The organism is Microbulbifer halophilus (assembly GCF_026183675.1).
Classification (GTDB): Bacteria; Pseudomonadota; Gammaproteobacteria; order Pseudomonadales; family Cellvibrionaceae; genus Microbulbifer; species Microbulbifer halophilus.
In genome coordinates, this window is record NZ_JAPIVK010000011.1 from 84767 (window position 1) to 102790 (window position 18024).

Annotated in this window: 13 protein-coding genes; 7 read left to right on the top strand and 6 right to left on the bottom strand. The window is 64.6% G+C overall.

The features are described from left to right. Window positions 1–16: 16 nt before the first annotated feature. Complete coding sequence (gene ybaL / locus OQE62_RS07780) at window positions 17–1729, top strand: YbaL family putative K(+) efflux transporter (RefSeq protein WP_265721450.1); 1713 nt, start codon at window positions 17–19, stop codon at window positions 1727–1729. Between the two features lie 230 nt (window positions 1730–1959). Then, the gene (locus tag OQE62_RS07785) at window positions 1960–3576 is read left to right on the top strand and encodes an MFS transporter (RefSeq protein ID WP_265721451.1); all 1617 of its coding nucleotides are present in this window, start codon (window positions 1960–1962) and stop codon (window positions 3574–3576) included. 11 nt (window positions 3577–3587) lie between these two features. On the opposite strand, the gene OQE62_RS07790 is transcribed toward OQE62_RS07785, so the two are convergent. Further along, complete coding sequence (locus OQE62_RS07790) at window positions 3588–3932, bottom strand: antibiotic biosynthesis monooxygenase family protein (RefSeq protein ID WP_265721452.1); 345 nt, start codon at window positions 3930–3932, stop codon at window positions 3588–3590. Next, entirely contained in the window at window positions 3929–4261 is a 333-nt protein-coding gene (locus OQE62_RS07795; RefSeq protein WP_265721453.1) for an NIPSNAP family protein, read from the bottom strand. Before OQE62_RS07795 ends, OQE62_RS07790 begins: the two co-directional genes overlap by 4 nt. A 79-nt stretch (window positions 4262–4340) precedes the next feature. On the opposite strand from OQE62_RS07795, the gene OQE62_RS07800 reads away from it, so the two are divergent. Further along, on the top strand, window positions 4341–5021 hold the full coding sequence (locus OQE62_RS07800) for an ArsR/SmtB family transcription factor (RefSeq protein ID WP_265721454.1): 681 nt from the start codon (window positions 4341–4343) through the stop codon (window positions 5019–5021). Window positions 5022–5603: 582 nt separating this feature from the next. On the opposite strand, the gene OQE62_RS07805 is transcribed toward OQE62_RS07800, so the two are convergent. Then, a complete protein-coding gene (locus OQE62_RS07805; RefSeq protein ID WP_265721455.1) occupies window positions 5604–7532 on the bottom strand; it encodes a PhoX family protein in 1929 nt (642 codons plus the stop codon). Between the two features lie 169 nt (window positions 7533–7701). On the opposite strand from OQE62_RS07805, the gene OQE62_RS07810 reads away from it, so the two are divergent. Further along, complete coding sequence (locus OQE62_RS07810; RefSeq protein WP_265721456.1) at window positions 7702–10290, top strand: TonB-dependent receptor; 2589 nt, start codon at window positions 7702–7704, stop codon at window positions 10288–10290. 134 nt (window positions 10291–10424) lie between these two features. Next, window positions 10425–12365, top strand: coding sequence for a phytase (locus tag OQE62_RS07815; RefSeq protein WP_265721457.1), 1941 nt, complete (start codon window positions 10425–10427; stop codon window positions 12363–12365). A gap of 203 nt (window positions 12366–12568) precedes the next feature. On the opposite strand, the gene mnmH is transcribed toward OQE62_RS07815, so the two are convergent. Beyond that, entirely contained in the window at window positions 12569–13660 is a 1092-nt protein-coding gene (gene mnmH / locus OQE62_RS07820) for a tRNA 2-selenouridine(34) synthase MnmH (protein ID WP_265721458.1), read from the bottom strand. A gap of 100 nt (window positions 13661–13760) precedes the next feature. On the opposite strand from mnmH, the gene OQE62_RS07825 reads away from it, so the two are divergent. Beyond that, complete coding sequence (locus OQE62_RS07825; protein ID WP_265721459.1) at window positions 13761–15800, top strand: SLC13 family permease; 2040 nt, start codon at window positions 13761–13763, stop codon at window positions 15798–15800. A gap of 66 nt (window positions 15801–15866) precedes the next feature. On the opposite strand, the gene OQE62_RS07830 is transcribed toward OQE62_RS07825, so the two are convergent. Further along, window positions 15867–16313, bottom strand: coding sequence for a CBS domain-containing protein (locus OQE62_RS07830; protein ID WP_265721460.1), 447 nt, complete (start codon window positions 16311–16313; stop codon window positions 15867–15869). Between the two features lie 447 nt (window positions 16314–16760). Between OQE62_RS07830 and OQE62_RS07835 the strand changes: the two genes are divergently transcribed. After that, window positions 16761–17237, top strand: a complete 477-nt coding sequence (locus OQE62_RS07835; protein WP_265721461.1) for a hypothetical protein — start codon at window positions 16761–16763, stop codon at window positions 17235–17237. A 50-nt stretch (window positions 17238–17287) separates the two neighbouring features. Here OQE62_RS07835 and cobB read toward each other — a convergent pair whose 3' ends face one another. After that, window positions 17288–17992 carry a Sir2 family NAD+-dependent deacetylase gene (gene cobB / locus OQE62_RS07840; protein WP_265721462.1) on the bottom strand — a complete coding sequence of 235 codons (705 nt, stop codon included), beginning with the start codon at window positions 17990–17992 and terminating at the stop codon, window positions 17288–17290. Between the last annotated feature and the right edge of the window lie 32 nt (window positions 17993–18024).

The window sequence follows — 18024 nt, forward strand, 5'->3', positions numbered from 1 at the left end:
AAGGAACTCCCCGATTTTGCATCACAATATCACCCTGATTACCACTGTTTCGGTCGGCCTGGGCCTGGCACTGATCCTCGGCTTTATCGCCGCGCGCCTGCGCCTGCCAGCCCTGGTCGGCTACCTGATCGCCGGTGTCCTGATCGGTCCCGCCACGCCGGGGTTTGTCGCCGACGTGGCACTCTCCCAGCAGTTGGCGGAAATCGGCGTGATACTGCTGATGTTCGGTGTGGGTCTGCACTTTTCCATCGCGGACCTGATGTCGGTGCGGCGGATCGCCATTGTCGGTGCCCTTGCCCAGATCGTTGTGGCCACGGCACTGGGGGCGGCGCTGGCAACTTACTGGGGCTGGCCGCCGGGCTCCGCGGTGGTATTCGGCCTGTCGCTGTCGGTGGCCAGCACCGTGGTCCTGTTGCGCGCGCTGGAGGCGCGCGGGCTGCTCGATTCCATCAACGGCCGTATTGCCGTGGGCTGGCTGGTGGTGGAGGACCTGGTGATGGTACTGGCGCTGGTGGTGCTGCCGCCGCTGGCCGGCTGGCTGGGCGGCAGCGGCGACGCCGTGTCGGAAGGGGATCTGCTGACCACGGTGTTGGCGACCCTGAGCAAGGTGGCGGTATTCGTGATGCTGATGCTGGTGGTGGGGCGGAGGCTCTTTCCCTGGTTTCTATGGAAGGTCGCCCGCACCGGCTCGCGGGAGTTGTTTACTCTCAGTGTCATCGCCACCGCCATGGGCATTGCCTACAGTGCCTCGATGGTGTTTGGAGTCTCCTTTGCGCTGGGGGCCTTCTTTGCCGGCAGCGTGCTGCGGGAATCGTCACTCAGCCACCGCGCCGCCGCCGAATCCCTGCCGCTGCGAGACGCCTTCGCGGTACTGTTTTTTGTCTCGGTGGGGATGCTGTTCGATCCGATGATGCTGGTGGAGCAGCCACTGCGGGTGCTGTCGGTAGTGGCGATCATCCTGATCGGCAAAACCCTGGCCGCCTTCGCACTGGTGCTGCTGTTCCGCTACCCGCTGAATACCGCCCTCAGCGTATCCGCCAGCCTGGCGCAGATCGGCGAGTTCTCCTTCATTCTCGCCGCGCTGGGCGCCTCGCTGGGCCTGCTGACGATCGAGGGGCAGAACCTGATTCTCGCCGGGGCACTGTTTTCCATTGCGCTCAATCCGCTGTTGTTCAACGCGGTGGAACCCCTGCAGCGCTGGATCCGCTCGCGCTCGCGGTTGGCGCGCGCCATGGAGCGGCCCGAGGACCCGCTGGCGGAGCTGCCGATGACCGTGGATCTGGAGAAACTGACCGGGCACGCGCTGCTGGTGGGCTTCGGTCGGGTGGGCTCGCGCATCGGTCGCAGCCTGATGGAGCAGGGGGTGTCGGTGGTGGTTGCGGAGCAGAATCGGGAAGTCGTCGAGGAGTTGCGCGCGGCCGGGATTCCATCGGTCTCCGGGGATGCGGCGGAACCGGAGGTTCTGATCCAGGCCCATGTGGCGAGGGCCCGCATACTGATCGTCGCCATACCCGACGCGCTGCGCGCGCGGAAAATGGTGGAGATAGCGCGCATGCTGCAGCCCGAAATCCGCACCCTGGTGCGGGCGCACAGCGACGAGGACGCGGCGATGCTGCACCGCGAGCAGGTGGGCCAGGTGCTGTTGGGGGAGCGCGAGCTGGCGCTGAGCATGACCCGCTACGTGATGGAGTACCTGGCCGAGGGAGGCGCTGCCGAACGACAGGCCTGAGACCCAGGCGGCACTGACTCGAGCGCAATTTCGGTATCGATGGCGCTCTACGGAGATTGCAGGGATTGAGGCGGTGCCGTTCCGGCCCGGATACCCGGTTTTCCCTTCCCGATGACGCCGGCGGTTTGCCGGGACTGTCCGGTGGCGGGAGGAAGTCATATTATTGTGTGTCCTGGCCAGGGAGCGGCGGTTGCCTGTATATAGAAATCATAAGATCGAGCGGTAACTCCATGAAAACCCCGGGTATCTCCTTTCACCACCCCGTCGCCTTCTGGCTGGGCTGCCTCGGCATCACCGCCGGGGTGCTTTCGCATATCCCCATGTTCCTGCGCGCCGCCCCCATGGGCTTCCACATGGCGGGTATGCCCATGGATACCACCATGCTGGCGGGTATGGCGCTGATTCCGCTGGGGCTGTTGCTGGCGGCTTTCGGGCTGATGCCGCGCGCCGCGGCCCCGGGCGGCGGCGAGACGGTGGATTTTCATGTGGCAGACGGTGTGGCCCTCAACCGCGAGCACTGGAAGCTGGTGCTGGTACTGCTGGTGACCGTGGCGGTGGACGTGATGAAACCGGCCACCCTGGGCTTCGTGCTGCCGGGCATGACCGTGGAGTACGGCATCAGCTCGCAGAGCGCCGGCACCCTGGCGCTGCTGGCCCTGACCGGCACCACCCTGGGCTCGATACTTTGGGGATTGGTGGCGGACCGCTTCGGCCGGCGCGCGGCGGTGCTGCTGGGCGCGCTGATGTTTATCGGCACCGCCATCTGCGGTGCCATGCCGTCGTTCGGCTGGAACCTGGCGATGTGTTTCCTGATGGGGCTGTCCGCCGGCGGCCTGCTGCCCATCACCTTCGCGCTGATGGCCGAATCCATTCCCGCCGCGCACCGCGGCTGGCTGCTGGTGGCCCTGGGGGGGCTGGGCACGGCCGCCGGCTACCTGATGGCCTCCGGCGCCGCGGCGGTACTCGAGCCGCTGTTCAGCTGGCGCATCCTGTGGATACTGGGTCTGCCCACCGGTCTGCTGGTGATTTTCCTCAACCGTTTTATCCCCGAATCCCCCCGCTACCTGGCCAGCCGCGGCCTGGTGCGCGAGGCGCGCGGGGTGCTGGCGCGTTTCACTGGGAAGGGCGGCGAGTCGGTGGATCAAGTGGTGGCGGAGAAGCCGCCGGCGGAGCAGGGCGGGCTGCGCCTGTTGCTGCGGGGACCCTACGCCGGCATCACCCTGGGGCTGGTGGCGGCGGGGCTGGCCTGGGGGCTGGTGAACTTCGGCTTCCTGCTCTGGCTGCCCACCAACCTGCGCGCCCTGGGCCTGGAGGGGCAGGCGGACGCGCTGCTGGCGCGCTCGGCGCTGCTGGCCCTGCCCGGTGTGGCGCTGGTGATCTGGCTCTACCACCGCTGGAGCAGCATCTATACCCTGGCCCTGTTTGTCGCCTTTACCGCGACGGCGCTGCTGGTTTTCTGCCTGTGCCTGTGGCTCGGCCTGCACAGTGCCCTGGCTGTGTCTGCGGCGACGGCACTGTTGCTGGTCAGTGCCAGCGGGGTCATTGCCATGCTGATTCCCTATGCCGCGGAGATCTATCCCGTGCACCTGCGCGGTACCGGTGCCGGTCTGGTGGCCGCGAGTTCCAAGGCTGGCGGTATCCTGGGGGCCGGCCTGGGTGTACTGGGATTGTTCGAGGATATGATCCTGTCCGCGCTGCTGATCGCGGTGCCGCTGGCCGCTGCGGCTGCGGTGTTGTGGAAAAATGGCATCGATACTCGCGGGCTGCGCCTGGAGGATATTCAGGCGCTGGTGTCGAAGCGATGGGCCAGATCTGCCGTGGGCGGTGCGGCCGCCGAGCTGCGCTGAGGGGCGCTTGCTCAGCCGTGCACCTCGCGGCTGTCCCGCGGGGCCTCCTCGCGTTCTCCCCCCGTATAATCCCGTACCACCTGCGCCACGCGCAGGCGGTAGCCGGCGAAATAGCCATTGCGACCCAGGGCCTGTGCCCTCCTGTGTTCCGGCAACCGGCGCCATCGGTGGATGGCTTCCTCGCTTTCAAAAAAGCTCAGGGACAGGATCTTGCCCGGTTCGCTCAGGCTTTCGAAACGCTCGACGGTAATAAATCCGTCGATCGACTCCAGCAGCGGCCGCAGTCCGGCGGCCTCCTCCAGATAATCCTCCCGGTGTTCCGGTTCCGGCCATACCTCGAAGATGACTGCGATCACGCTTTCACCCCCGTCCCATGGGGCGCGGAAACCAACTTCAGGAACTGTCGCTCTTCCCGCAGCAGGAATTGTTCCCGCTGGGCAAAGCGGTAGTTCTCTTCACCCAGCGGGTCCTGTGCGAGGCGGGCGCGATAGGCTTCGTAGGCGGCGAGACTGTCGATGTTGTAGATACCGTAGGCGGTGGTGGTGGAGCCCTCGTGGGGTGCGAAGTAGCCGACCAGGTCGGCGCCGCAACGGGGAATCGCCTGGCCCCAGTTGCGCGCGTACTGTTCGAACGCGGCCTTCTTGTGGGGATCGATTTCGTAGCGGATGATACAGGTGATGGGCACGGTCATTCTCCTTCTGTCTGCAGAACGGATCCGACAGTACACCGGAATGCCCGACCGATAATTCGATGGAGAACGAATTGTGGATACGCCACCCATTGCCTCGATCAGTGCCCTGATCGGCGAGCCGGCCCGCGCGCTGATGCTGGATGCGCTGATGGACGGCCGCGCGCGGACCGCCTCCGAACTGGCCGATCGGGCCGGTATCACACGGCAGACCGCCAGCGCTCACCTGGCCCGCCTCACCGACGGCGGCCTGCTGTCGCTGGAGCGGCAGGGGCGCCACCGCTATTTCCGCCTGCACGGGGAAGAGGTGGCTGAGGCGCTGGAGGGCTTGATGCGGTTGGGAGAGCGGCGCCGGGGCGAAGTGGCGGTATCCCGGCCGCAGTCGCCGGAGCGCTGTGCGCGCAGTTGCTACGACCACCTCGCGGGGCGGCTGGGTGTGGCGCTGCTGGACAGCCTGCACGGGAGCGGCTATATCGAAACCCGCGGCACCCGGTTGTTGCTGTCGCCGTCCGGGGAACGACTGTTTGCGCGGATGCATATCGACTGGCGGTCGCTGCAGCGCCGCCGGCGCAGCTTTGCCCGGCTGTGCCTGGACTGGAGCGAACGCCGCCACCACCTGGCCGGTGCGCTCGGCGCGGCGCTGTTGGCACATTTCCTGGAATACCGATGGCTGTTGCGCAGCGACGATTCGCGGGCGCTTGCGCCTACGGACAGGGGGCGGAGAAATTTTCGGGAGTGTTTCGGGATCTCTGTTTAGCCGTGTCCATCGAAACCGGCGTCTCTCCTTTCCCGGAGGGGGAGGGGACCGGTACGGGGCTTGAGAAGGCTCGATGGGTTGATTCGCCCCCGGCGTTTCCGACATAGCTCCCCTCTCCCTAACCCTCTCCCGGTGGGCGGGGGGACTGGTACGGGGCTTGAGAAAGCTCGATGGGCTGATTCGCCCCCGGCGTTTCCGACATAGCTCCCCTCTCCCTAACCCTCTCCCGGTGGGAGGGGGGACTGGTACGGGGCTTGAGAAAGCTCGATGGGCTGATTCGCCCCCGGCGTTTCCGACATAGCTCCCCTCTCCCTAACCCTCTCCCGGGGGGAGGGGGGACTGGGACGGGGCTTGAGAAAGCTCGCTGGGCTGATTCGCCCCCGGCGTGTCCGACATAGCTCCCCTCTCCCTAACCCTCTCCCGGTGGGAGAGGGGACTGGTATGGGGCCTGAGAAAGCTCGGAGGCTGGTTTGTTCCCCGGTGTTTCCGGCTTAGCTCCCCTCTCCCATCGGGAGAGGGGCCGGGGGAGAGGGCGGCGGAGGGGGCCGGTGGCTTCTGCGGCCCCGATATTGTGCGTCCGTGTCAGCTCCCCACTGGCTTACCATCGTTCCGGCGAATGGCCAGTACCGACGGCCGCGGCGGTAGCTTCGGGTCGTTGTCCGGCCAGCGGTGCATGGGGTTGTCGAAGGTGGAGTGGCCGCCGTCGGCGGGATGCTGCACGGCGACGAACAGGGTGCTGCCGTCCGGGGTGAACTCCGGGCCGCAGACCTCCGCACCCTGCGGACAGCCGAAGAAGTGTTTTGGCGCGGCGCGGTTGTCGCCCTCGGTGGCCATGGCCCAGAGGCCGTCGTGGAATCCGAAACTCTCACAGCCGTCGGTGGCGATCCACATGTTGCCGCTGTTGTCGAAGGCCACATTGTCCGGGTTGGCGAACCAGCCGCTGGCGGAGATGGCGGTGGGGGATTGCTGGCCGTAGGCGCCGCGCTCGTTGGGATCCTCCGCATTGGGATTGCCGCCCAGCAGGAAGGTATTCCACTGGAAGGTGTCACTGCTGTGATCGCGCTGGCCGTACTGCCCCGGTGGCACGATCTCCAGCACATGGCCCATGCGGTTGCGGGCGCGCGGGTTGGCGGCGTCGATCTCCCCTTTCTTGCGTTTCTTGTTCTTGGTCAGCATCACATAGGTACAGTCGTTGACCGGGTTGGTCTCCACATCCTCCGGGCGGTCCATGGGCGTGGCGCCGAGCAGAGCCGCGGCGCGGCGGGCGTCGATCAGCACATCCGCCTGGTTGCGAAAGCCGTTTTCCGGTGTCAGGGGGCCCTCGCCAAACTCCAGTGCCAGCCAGCGGCCGCTGCCGCCTTCATCGAAGCGGGCCGCGTAGAGGGTGCCGTCGGTCAGCAGCGTGCGGTTGCCGGTATTATCTGCCGGGTCGTAAGCGGCCCGGGAAACATAGCGGTAGACGAACTGGTGTTCGTCGTCGTCGCCGCCGTAGGCCACGATCGGCCGGTCGGGCTTGCTGACCAGGGTAAAGCCCTCGTGCTCGAAACGGCCCAGGTTGGTGAGCTTGCGCGGGCGGGAATCCGGATCGTAGGGATCGTATTCCACCATCCAGCCGAATCGGTTGGGCTCGCGCGGCTCAACGCCGATATCGAAGCGGCGGTCGTGATCGCCCCAGTTGCGGTTGCCCGGTTCTATACCGAAGGCGTGGTGGTTGCGCGCCTCCACCGGGTCGGCAATGTTGTCCGGGTCACCCTGGAAGGCGCCGCCGAAACCCTCTTCCGCCACCAGTACCGTACCCCAGGGCGTCTTGCCGCCGGCGCAGTTGCCCACGGTGCCGAAGACCTGTTTGCCGGTGGGGTCGGCCTTTGTCTGCAGGCGCGTATCGCCGGCGGCGGGGCCGGCGATATCCATGGCGGTGTTGAGAGTGATGCGGCGGTTGTAGGGGCTGTTCAACACTGGCTGCCAGCCGTCTGTTGTTTTCTCGATCTCCACCACGGCGTGGCCGCAGGCTGCCTGTTCTATTGCCACGTGTTCGGCGGAGACACCCCGGGTGGCACTGTGCTCGTCGTGGTAGCCGGAGAACATCAGGTGCGGCTGGGTGTACTCGTGGTTGACGCACAACAGGCCGCGCCCGCTGTTGTCACTGCGGCAGTGGTGCCCGCCCTCGCCGGGGCCGGCGCCGGGATCCAGCGGCATAAAGGCGATGAAATCGTTGTTGTAGCCGAAGCGTTTTTCCTGCTCCCCGGCGGTGAGTGCCGCCGGGTCGAAGTCGCCGACACCGTCGATCACTGGGTCGCCCCAGCGCAGCAGTACGTCGGCGCTGTAGTCCGATGGCAGGTGGTGGAATCCATCCAGCGCGTGGGGGATCTCGGTGAAAGAGAGGTTTTCTGCACTGCCCTGGTTTTTGCTGCCGCAGCCGGGGAGCAGGCTGGCGGTGGCGCCGGCGGCGGTGGCTGCACCGACCGCTTTGAACAGGGTGCGCCGGGAAGGGTTGCTCGGTTGTTCGCTCATGGTGATCTCCCGTTGCGTGATCCGGTTGGGTTACTGCCGGCCATCTTATGGCGCGAATATGACAAATTTAAAAAAAGCGTAACGTAAAGTTCACATCTTCTGACTAGCCTGCGCCCCATTCAAAAGAACGATCACGTCCGACAATACTTGATCTGGGAATGGGGATTCCATGAACGACAAAACCATCAGTGTGCCTGTACTGGCACTCGCCGCCGCAGTGACTGCGGCCAACGCCGTCGCCCAACAGGGCGATCCGATAGAAACCATCGAGGTGACAGCCCAGGCCGCCAATGCCCGCAGCGATATCCAGCGCCAGCGGGATTCCGACAAGCTGATTGCGGTGCAGACCTCCGACGCCATCGGCGAGCTGCCGGACGCCAATGTCACCGAGGCGCTGCAGCGCATGCCGGGCGTCTTTATCACCCGCGACCAGGGCGAGGGCCGCTTCGTGGGCGTGCGCGGTATCGATCCCAACCTGAACGCCGCCACCATCAACGGCATGGCCCTGCCGGCGCCGGAGAGCGACAGCCGCGCCGTGGCCATGGACGTGATTCCGTCGGACCTGCTGGCCAGCCTTGAGGTGTCCAAGACTCTGACCCCGGATATGAGCGCCGATTCCATCGGTGGTGCCATCGAGATCAAGAGCCTCAACGCCCTGGATCACGACGGCCGCAATTTCAAGCTCAGTGTCGAGAACAGCTACAGCGAGCTGCAGGAAGAAAATAGCCCCAAGGTAGCCGGCAAGTTCACCGAGGTGTTCGAGCTGGACGGCGGCCGCGAGCTGGGTGTGGCCATTGCCGCCAGTCATCAGGAACGGGAATTCGGCTCCGACAATATTGAAACGGACGGTGCCTGGGAAATGATGGAGGCGGCGGACGGCAGCGCGGCTTTCGGCGCGCCGGAGATCGAGCAGCGCGACTACACCATCGCCCGCGAGCGCACCGGCCTGGCGGCCAATTTCGACCTGCGCCTGTCCGAGACCAGCCTGCTCTACCTGCACAGCCTCTATTCCGATTTTTCCGATACCGAGGAGCGCCAGCGCAACGAGTACAAGCTGGACAAGGGCGAACTGCAGAGTATTTCCGACAGCTCCGCCAGCTGGTCCGATGCGCGACTCAAGAAATCCCTCAAGGACCGCTTCGAGGAGCAGCAGATACTGTCGCTGACCGCCGGCGGCGAACACGACCTGGATCTGTGGGGTGTCGAATATGCACTCGGCTACTCCCACTCCGAAGAGACCGAACCCCACCGCCGCGACACCGATTTCGAGCAGCGGGGCCTGGAACTGGGCTACACCAGCGCCGGCAAGATCCCGAATCTGGCCATAGGCGACGTGGATGCGGCGATGAACCCCGCCAATTACGCACTGGACGAAATTGTCATCGAGGACAACTTCACCGACGACGAGGAAGTCAGCTTCCGCATCGATATCCGCCGCGATATTCAGCTGGCCGGCAATCCGTCCGAGTTGAAGTTTGGCCTGCAGCAACGCAACCGGGAAAAGACCGGCGACCTGAACGCCACCGTGTACAGCGGCTTCGGCGGCGACTATACCCTGGCGGACTTCGCTGCCAACAATGTCGACTACGGCCTGGCGCCTTTTGTCGGCACCGGTGTCGACATGGGCGCGCTGAACGGCTTTATCGATGCCAACCTGGGCAGCTTCGAGGTCGAGGAGGCCGATACCGCGCTGGACTCCGCCCGCGACTACGTGATGAGCGAGGACATCTCCGCGCTCTATGTCATGAACAGCGTCGACTTCGAGCGCGCCAGCCTGGTCTACGGTGTGCGCTACGAGCGCACCGACTTCGAAGCCTCCGGCAACCGCGTGATCGAGTCCAACGAGCCCATTCCCGGCGCCGAGGAAGTGGCGGAAGACGTCTACGTGAGCCCGGAAACTTCCGCCAGTGACTACAACCACCTGTTCCCGAGCGTCAATTTCAAGTACGACTACAACGACAATATCGTGTTGCGCGCCGCCTACACCGAATCCCTGTCGCGTCCCTCTTTCGGTTACCTGAACCCCTCCGCCAAGGAGACCGAATACGACGAGGGCGAGCTGAAAGTGGAGGCGGGCGACCCGGAGCTGGATCCCTACGAATCCCGGAACCTGGATTTCTCCGCCGAGTACTACACCGACGACCTGGGCATGTTCTCCCTGGGGCTGTTCCACAAGCGCATCGACAACTTCGCCGTGGTGGCCGACGTGACCAGCACCATGAATGGCGATTTCAGTGAATACGCGGGCAGCCTGCCGGTGGACGACGCCGAGATCCTGCGCCCGATCAACGGCGACACCGCCACCCTCAGCGGCGCCGAGCTGTCCTGGACCCGGGCCTTCGACAACGGCCTGCTGCTGCGCGCCAATGCCACCTTCACCGATTCCGAGGCCAGGCTGGGCCTGGGGCCGGACGCCGGGCGTAGCGACAAGGCGCCCCTGCCGTTGCAGTCGGACCTGGTGGGCAACTTCATCGTCGGCTACGAGCGCGACGCCTTCAGCCTGCGCCTGTCCACCAGCTTCCGCGGCGAACGCCTGGACGAGGTGAACACCGAGGACGCGGCGCTGGACAAGTACGAGGACGACCACATGCAGGTGGACCTGTCGGCCAAGTACGACTTCGCCAACGGCGTGCAGCTGAGTTTCAGCGGCGTCAACCTGACCGACGAGCCCATGTATTTCCACAACTCCGGCTTCAACCAGCAGTACGAGGAGTACGGCCCCACCTATGTGTTGGGCGTGAGCTACAGCACCTTCTGATCTGTCAGACGGGCGCGAATAAACCCGACCGCCCCGGCGGCCGGGTTTTTTTTCAGCTTTGCCCAGGCGGAAACATCGTTGCCACACAAATGGCGTAAATTTGTCATCAAATAGACTTACCCAGAGTGAAAAACATGGATATCAAACCTCTTCAGACACTGATTCCGGCCGCAATTGCCCTCGGCCTGCTGGCGGGTTGCGGCGCGAAGACGGAGACGGCGGGCGAGCGGGCCGACACCCGGGCCGCAACCCTGGAAGCCGCGCAAACCCTGCCCCTGGCCAACGTGGTCGCCAACCAGCTGGCACCACTGACCCTGGACGGAAAAAGCTATCTGCTGCTGGCCAGCGAAGAGCGCGGCCTGGTACTGGTCGATGGCGACGGCAATGAGGCCGCCTCCCTGAACGGCGGCGAAGTGGAGCGCTTCGCCGTGCAGTCCCGGGAAGACGGCAGTTGGCTGGTGTCGGCCTACGAGGATGGCAGTGGCGAGATACAACTGTTCTCCCTGGCGGCAGAGGGCGAGCGGCCGCAGTTTTCCAGGCTGGGCGCGCAGGCCGCCAGTGCGCCGATGGAAGCCCTGTGCCTGTCCCGCCAGGGCGGGCGCCCGCACCTGTTCGCCATCGACGAGGAGGGCCTGGGCAGCGAGTATGTCGTCCATCCCCGGGGGGAGCGCTGGGTCTTCAAGGCCGTGCGCCCGCTGTACTTCGGCCAGGAGGTGACCAGCTGCGCGGTGGACGACGTGCGCGGCAGGCTGCTGGTGACACAGCCGCCGCTGGGTGTGCTGAGCCTGAATGCCGATGCGGAAGCGGACGAGCAGCGGCGCATTTTCGCCGCCGCGCCGGAAGGGGAGTTCGGCGGCCTGTGGGTGGATGCCGAGGCGGGTCACTTGTGGCTCAGCGCCGAGGACGGGGTTCGCGCCTACGACCTGGCCGCGGGTGGGGAAGCCGCGGCACCGGTATTTGCCGCCGCTGCGCAAAGTCCCGAGCCGGTGTCCGCCGTTGTCTCGGGCGGCGACCTGTTGGCGGTGGCGGACGAGGCCGACGCGGTACAGCGTTTCGAGCCGGAGTTGCCGGCCCCGTCCGCGCGCATGCAGGCCCTGCGCCGGCGCGGGGAAATGTCGCGGGTGACCGCGCGTGGGCAGACGCAACCGGTCGCCTCTCCCGGCGATGCCGCCGACGATCCGGCCATCTGGGTCAACCCGGCGGACGCGACCGCCAGCCTGGTGTTCGGCACCGACAAGCAGGGCTTCCTCAACGTCTACGATCTCTCCGGCGACCTGCTGCAGGCCTTCCCGGAAGGGCGGATCAACAACGTGGATGTGCGCAGCGTTGAGCACCCGCGGTTTGCCGCCGTGGCCGCCGCTTCCAACCGCACCACTCCGGGTATCAACCTGTTCGGCATTACCGCCACCGGGAAGGTGGAAAGTCTCGGCCTGCGCCCGCTGCAACTGGAGGATCCCTACGGCCTCTGCATGTCCAGCCGCAACGGTGAGCTCTTTGCCTGGGTCAGCGATAAGGCCGGCAGCGTCTTGCAGCAGGAGATCCGCCTGACAGACGATCCGTTGCAGTGGCAGATGGAGGAGCGCGCCAGGGTCCGGGTGGACACCCAGGTGGAGGGCTGCGTCTCCGACGATGCCCGCGCCTCCTTCTTCTTCGCCGAGGAGGACCGCGGCGTCTGGCGCCTGGACCTGGCCGCCTTCGACGCCGGCGAGGGCCGCCCGCGACTGGTGATGGAAGTGGACGGCGAGCGGCTGGTGGACGACCTGGAGGGCATGGCCCTGTACGCCGATGGCGACAGCGGCTACCTGGTGGTCTCCAGCCAGGGCAACAACAGCTACGCCCTGCTCAGCCGCGACGGCAGCGAGTTTGTGGGCAATTTCCGCCTGGATATGGACCCCGCCCGCGGTATGGACGGCGCCTCGGAAACCGACGGCCTGGAAGTCACCAGCGCGCCGCTGGGTGCGGATTACCCGCAGGGGCTGCTGGTGGTGCAGGATGGTCGCAAGCGCATGCCTGCAGGCAACCAGAACTTCAAGCTGGTTTCCTGGGCGGATATCGCCGACGAGCTGCAGCTGTAGTGCAGCGTTGACCCGGCCCTCTCCCCCGGATCAAGTCCGGGGCAGGCTCTAACCCTCTCCCGGTGGGAGAGGGGACTGGTCCGGTGGACGGATTTGCCCCCAGCGTTTCTGACGTAGCTCCCCTCTCCCGTTGGGAGAGGGGCCGGGGGAGAGGGCACGGAAGCGCCCGGTGGCTTCCACGGCCCCCACCCATTCCGCACTCCTCATTCATCATTCCACATCCCATCCAGCCACTCCCCAACCTCCGCATGGTTGCCGCGAAACAGCACCTCGCCCTCTCGCTGGCGCATCTGGTGCTCGTAACTGCCGTCGTAATAATCGGTCAATAATGTCGTCACCACCGGAATGTACACCTCGGCACTGCCGCCGCGGGCCAGCTCGGCGTTGGCCTCCCGCAGTCGCTCATCCAGTTGCCGGTAGCGCAAGCCGCCGAGACGTTTCTGGATCCGGCCCAGGTTGCCGCGCAACTCCTCGCCCAGCCCCTGCGCGGCGCTTTCCCGGTTCTCGCCGAAACGTTGCAGGGCCTCCTCCACATAGTCGCGAACGATGCGCCGGGCGCGGTCGGCCACCGGCTCCTCCACCAGTACCCGCGGCGCCGCCCTCATCGCCTGCTGCAGCACCGGCGGCACGGCGCTGCGGCCGATCAGGCGGCTCTCGTCCTCGATAAATACCCGCCCCGGCCGCTGCGCCAGCTTGAGCAACTCGATACTGACGCGATTCTCGAAATCGATCTGCGCCGGCTGCGGTTCCCCGGTGCGGCCGAAGCTGGAGCCGCGGTGGCGGGCGATGCCCTCAAGGTCCACCGCGCGGCGGGCGCGGTGAATCAGTTCAGTCTTGCCGCTGCCGGTGTGGCCGGCGATCACCACGAAGGGCAGGGAGGTGCATTGGTGTTCCAGCTCTTCCAGCAGGAAGTTGCGCATTGCCTTGTAGCCACCCTCCACCAGGGGATAGTCGATACCCTCGGCGCGCAGCAGTTCCTGTGTGGTGCGCGAGCGCAGGCCGCCGCGGAAACAGTACAGATAGCCGCGCGGGTGTCGCCGGATAAAATCGCCCCAGGCCCCCAGCCGCTGCGCCCGTACCTCCGGCGTGGCCAGGCGCCAGCCCAGGTCGATGGCGGCCTGCTGGCCGCGGCGCTTGTACTCGGTGCCCACCATCTGGCGCTGGCGATCGTCCAGCAGCGGCAGGTTTTCAGTGTGCGGAAAGGCGCCGCGGGTGTATTCCACCGGCGCGCGCGTGTCCATCATGGGTGTATCGTCGAGAAATAGCCGGCGGTAGTCGGCGGTGTTCTGGCGCAAATTCAGCCTCCCCAAAATTTCATGCCAGTGTAACCTGAATAGGCGGGAGCGTAATGCCGCCCTCTTTGCCTGAACTTTGCGCCAGCAGGATGCGCCATAGATGACCGTCGATCAGCTGATCATCCTGATTATTCTCGCCGTTACTGTCGTGCTGTTTATCTGGGGGCCCTGGCGCCACGATATGGTGGCGCTGGCGTCGCTGCTCGCCTGTGTGATGACCGGGCTGATCGAGCCGGCACGCGCCTTCAGTGGTTTCGGCCACCCCGCGGTGGTGACCGTCGCCTGCGTACTGATCCTCAGCCGCGGCCTGCAGAACACCGGTGCCATGGATGTACTTGCGCAGCGCGTGATTCCCAAGGGCGCCAATATCACCCTGACACTCTTCTCCCTGACCGGTCTCGGCGCGCTGATGTCCGGTTTCATGAACAATGTCGGCGCCATGGCGCTGCTGATGCCGGTGGCCACGGATATCGCCGACCGGCACCAGTTACCGCCGGGCAAGGTACTGATGCCGCTGTCGTTCGGCACCATTCTCGGCGGCATGACCACACTCATCGGCACCCCGCCCAACCTGATCGTGTCCGGCTTCCGCGCCAGCGCCGGCGGCAGCAGTTTTGGCATGTTCGATTTCACTCCGGTGGGGCTGGTGGTGGCGTCCGTGGGGGTGGTGTTCGTGGTACTGATCGGCTGGCGCCTGGTGCCCGAGCGCACCCAGGCCGGCGCAGCCACTTTCGATACCGGTACCTACCTGACCGAGGCGCTGGTGCGGGAAAAGAGCGCCGCGGCGGATAAAACCGTGCGCGAGATCATCCACATGCTCGAGGATGAAGACGCCCAGGTGGTGGGGGTGGTACACAACGATGCGCGCGTCTCCCCGGCCACACCCTGGCAGCGGATACGAGCCGGCGACATCCTGGTGATGGAGGCGGAACCGGAGTCGCTGTCGGCGGCGATTTCCAGCCTGGGCCTGAAACTGGCCGCGGAGGTCGAAGAGGAAGAGCGCCAGAAACGGGAAAAGGAGAAAGAGGAGCGGGACCAGAAAGAAGAGAAGGAAGATCGGCGAGTCGGGGCGGAGGAAGATCAGCAAGCCGGGGTGGAGGAAGAAAGCGAACGGGAGAAAGAGCAGGGGAAGGGGAGCGAGAAAGAGGGCAGGCGTAGAAAGACCCGCGAGGAGAAAACCGGCAGGCGCCGCCGCGAAAAAAGGCAGAAGCGCACAGGGAATGGTGTGGAAGATCGGGATGAAGGAAAGGAAAAGAAAAAGGAAAAAGAGAAGGCGACCATCGACGAAGCGCAGTTGCGCGAACTGGTGGTGATGCCGGACTCCAGCCTGATCGGCCGCACCGCCCGGCTGCTGCGCCTGCCGGGGCGTTACGAGATCAACCTGCTGGCCCTGTCCCGCCAGGGGCGCCGCTCGGTGCGCCGGCTGCGCTCGACCCCGCTGCGCGCCGGCGATGCGTTGCTGATGCTGGGCACCGACGACAACCTGAACAACTTCGCCTACGAACAGGGCTGTGTGCCCCTGGCGAAGCGCGATATCACCATTCCCAACAAGGAGAAGGCCGCGGTGGCGCTGGTGGCCATGGCGCTGGCAGTGGCTGGCGCCGCCTTCGGCCTGTTGCCCGCGGCGATCTCCTTTGCCACCTGTGCACTGGCCTTTATGGCCCTGAAAGTGATACCGCTGCGCAGCATGTACGAGGCCATCGACGGCTCGGTGATCGTGTTGCTCGGCGCCCTGATTACGGTGGCGGGCGTGATGGATTCCACCGGCGCCGCGGACCTGGTGGCCCAGGGGATGCTGGAGAACCTGGCCAGGGGCAATCCGGTAGTGGCGGTGACGCTGCTGCTGGTGATTACCATGACCCTGTCGGACTTCATGAACAACGCCGCCACCGCCGCGGTGATGTGTTCCATCGCCCTGAGCGCGGCCGGGCAACTGGGCGTGAACCCGGACAGCCTGCTGATGGCAGTGGCCATCGGCGCCTCCTGCGCTTTCCTGACCCCGGTCGGCCACCAGAACAACACCCTGATCCTGGGCTCCGGCGGCTTCCACTTCGGCGACTACTGGCGCATGGGGCTGCCGATGGAGATCCTGGTGGTACTGGTCAGTATTCCGATGTTGTTGTGGATCTGGCCGCTTTGATCAAAGATCAAATAACAGAATTAAATATCGAAGACAGTATTCCTGCTTCTGGCATTTGATCTCTGTTCAGGCTACCGAGTCATCCGCCGTCTGCGCCAGCTCCGCCAGGTAGTTGCCGCAGAAGCGCAGGGCATCGGTGACCGTGACTATGCCGGCCAGTTCGCCCTCGCGCATGACCAGCACCGAGCCGATACCAGTATCCGCCATGGCCTGCAGTATCCTGTCCAGCGGGTCGTGAATGTCGGCGATATAGGGTCGCCGCGCGCAGAGATCGTGTACATACAGTTGCTGTTCCTCCAGGCGGTGGCCCGGTGCGTTGGCGCGCTCGATATCGCCGCGGGAGATGACCGTTTCCAGGTCGCCGTCGCGGGTCACTGGCAGGTGGTGGACGCCGTGGGCCTCCATCAGCGCCAGGGCCTCCTCCACTGTGGCATTTATATCGATATGGTGGGGAAATGGCGTCATCAGTGCCGCCAGGGTGGGGATATGGTGTATATCGTGGGGTTTCGACATGATCTGAACCGGTATTGGATCTGGCTTTTCAAGAATAGGCCGGACCAGGCTGTTCCCCAAAGGCTGCGGCGCAATTCATTTCTACCCGTTTATCTAACGATATAACCAAATTGAGGTTGATATTTATCGGTGAGGCCTTATCATTCGCGACCTCGGCCGCAGGGCGCGATAGCGCGCGAACTGCATAGAGCGCCACTAGCCACTACCAGAAGGGTACCCCCGGATAGCCCGCAAATCAGCTTTTCGTCTGCAGGTGGGAATCAATACGGTATTGCAGTGTCTGTTATTGCTGAATCATATTGATCAATCCGGATATAACACTGCCACTGTTTGTGTGGAAAAGCGCTTATATTGCGTTTATATCGCATAGTTCCGTAAATAGCGCGATATCGATCGGGATATGGCGCATATCGTTGTGTAATAAATGAAACCTCAGGGGTTTATTGAATGTTCCAAGAGTACGATCAGATTGAACAAAAAATCGCCGAGCACCAGGCCATGATAGAAGAACTGCAGGAGCAAAGGGCCCAGGCCGAACGCAAGAAAGAAGGTGTAATCGCGTTCGACAAGGCGCTGGTCAATATCGCCGCCGAATACCAGATGGAAGAGGAAGAGCTGTACGTCGCCCGCGGCGAACGGATTGTCGAGTGGCTGCTGGGCCAGCTCAAAGAGGGAGATGCCCCGGATTATGTCCAGACCCTCAAGGCCCGCGTCGCCCGCATCCTGAAAAAGAGCGACGCCCCCCGCCGCGGCCGCCGCACCACCACCACTTCCACCAAATCCGCCGAGCCCAAACTGGAAGTCGGCCACTACCGCAATCCCTACACTGGCGGCACCGTGGAAAAGAAAAAGCGCAATCCGAAGCAGCTGAACCAGTGGATTGAGGAGTACGGGCTGGAAACTGTAAAAGAGTGGAAGATCTAGATCTGACCGGGTTTTTCGCGTTTAGAAAAGGCGGAGAGATTCCGCCTTTTTTAATCCAGTAATTCGCGAATATAACCGCTGACCACCTCCGACGCCGGTCCGTGCCGGTGCTCGGCAAACGCATCGCCCACACTGCTGCGCTCCAGGTTCAGCTCCACCGTGTGGGCGCCGGCCGCGTTTGCCGATTCCACAAAGCCCGCCGCCGGATACACGTTACCGGACGTCCCGATACTGATAAACAGGTCGCACTCGCTCAGTGCCGTGTAGATACGCTCCATTTCCAGCGGCATTTCACCGAACCAGACCACATGCGGACGCAGTGTGCCGCTGCGCAGGCAGCAGTCGCAGGGCGCTGCCGTGTCCAGGTCTTCGCGGATTGAAAAGAGTTGTCCGGAACGGTTGCAGCGCACTTTCAGCAGTTCGCCGTGCATATGGATCAGCTTTTCGCTGCCGGCGCGCTCGTGCAGGTCGTCGATATTCTGGGTTACCAGCAGGAGTTCGCCGGGGAATTCCCTTTCCAGTTTCGCCAGTGCCAGGTGCGCGGCGTTGGGGGCGATATCCGCCGACAGCAATTGCCGGCGCCGCGCATTGTAGAAGCGCTGCACCAGTGCCGGATCCCGTTCGAAGGCCTCCGGCGTGGCCACGTCCTCGAGTCTGTGTTTTTCCCACAGGCCGTCGGCGTCGCGGAAGGTGCGGATACCGGATTCGGCGGAGATGCCGGCGCCGGTGAGGATAACGATGCGGTGGAATTTCACCTTGCCCTCTCTCTGTGAAATTGGCGTAGGTT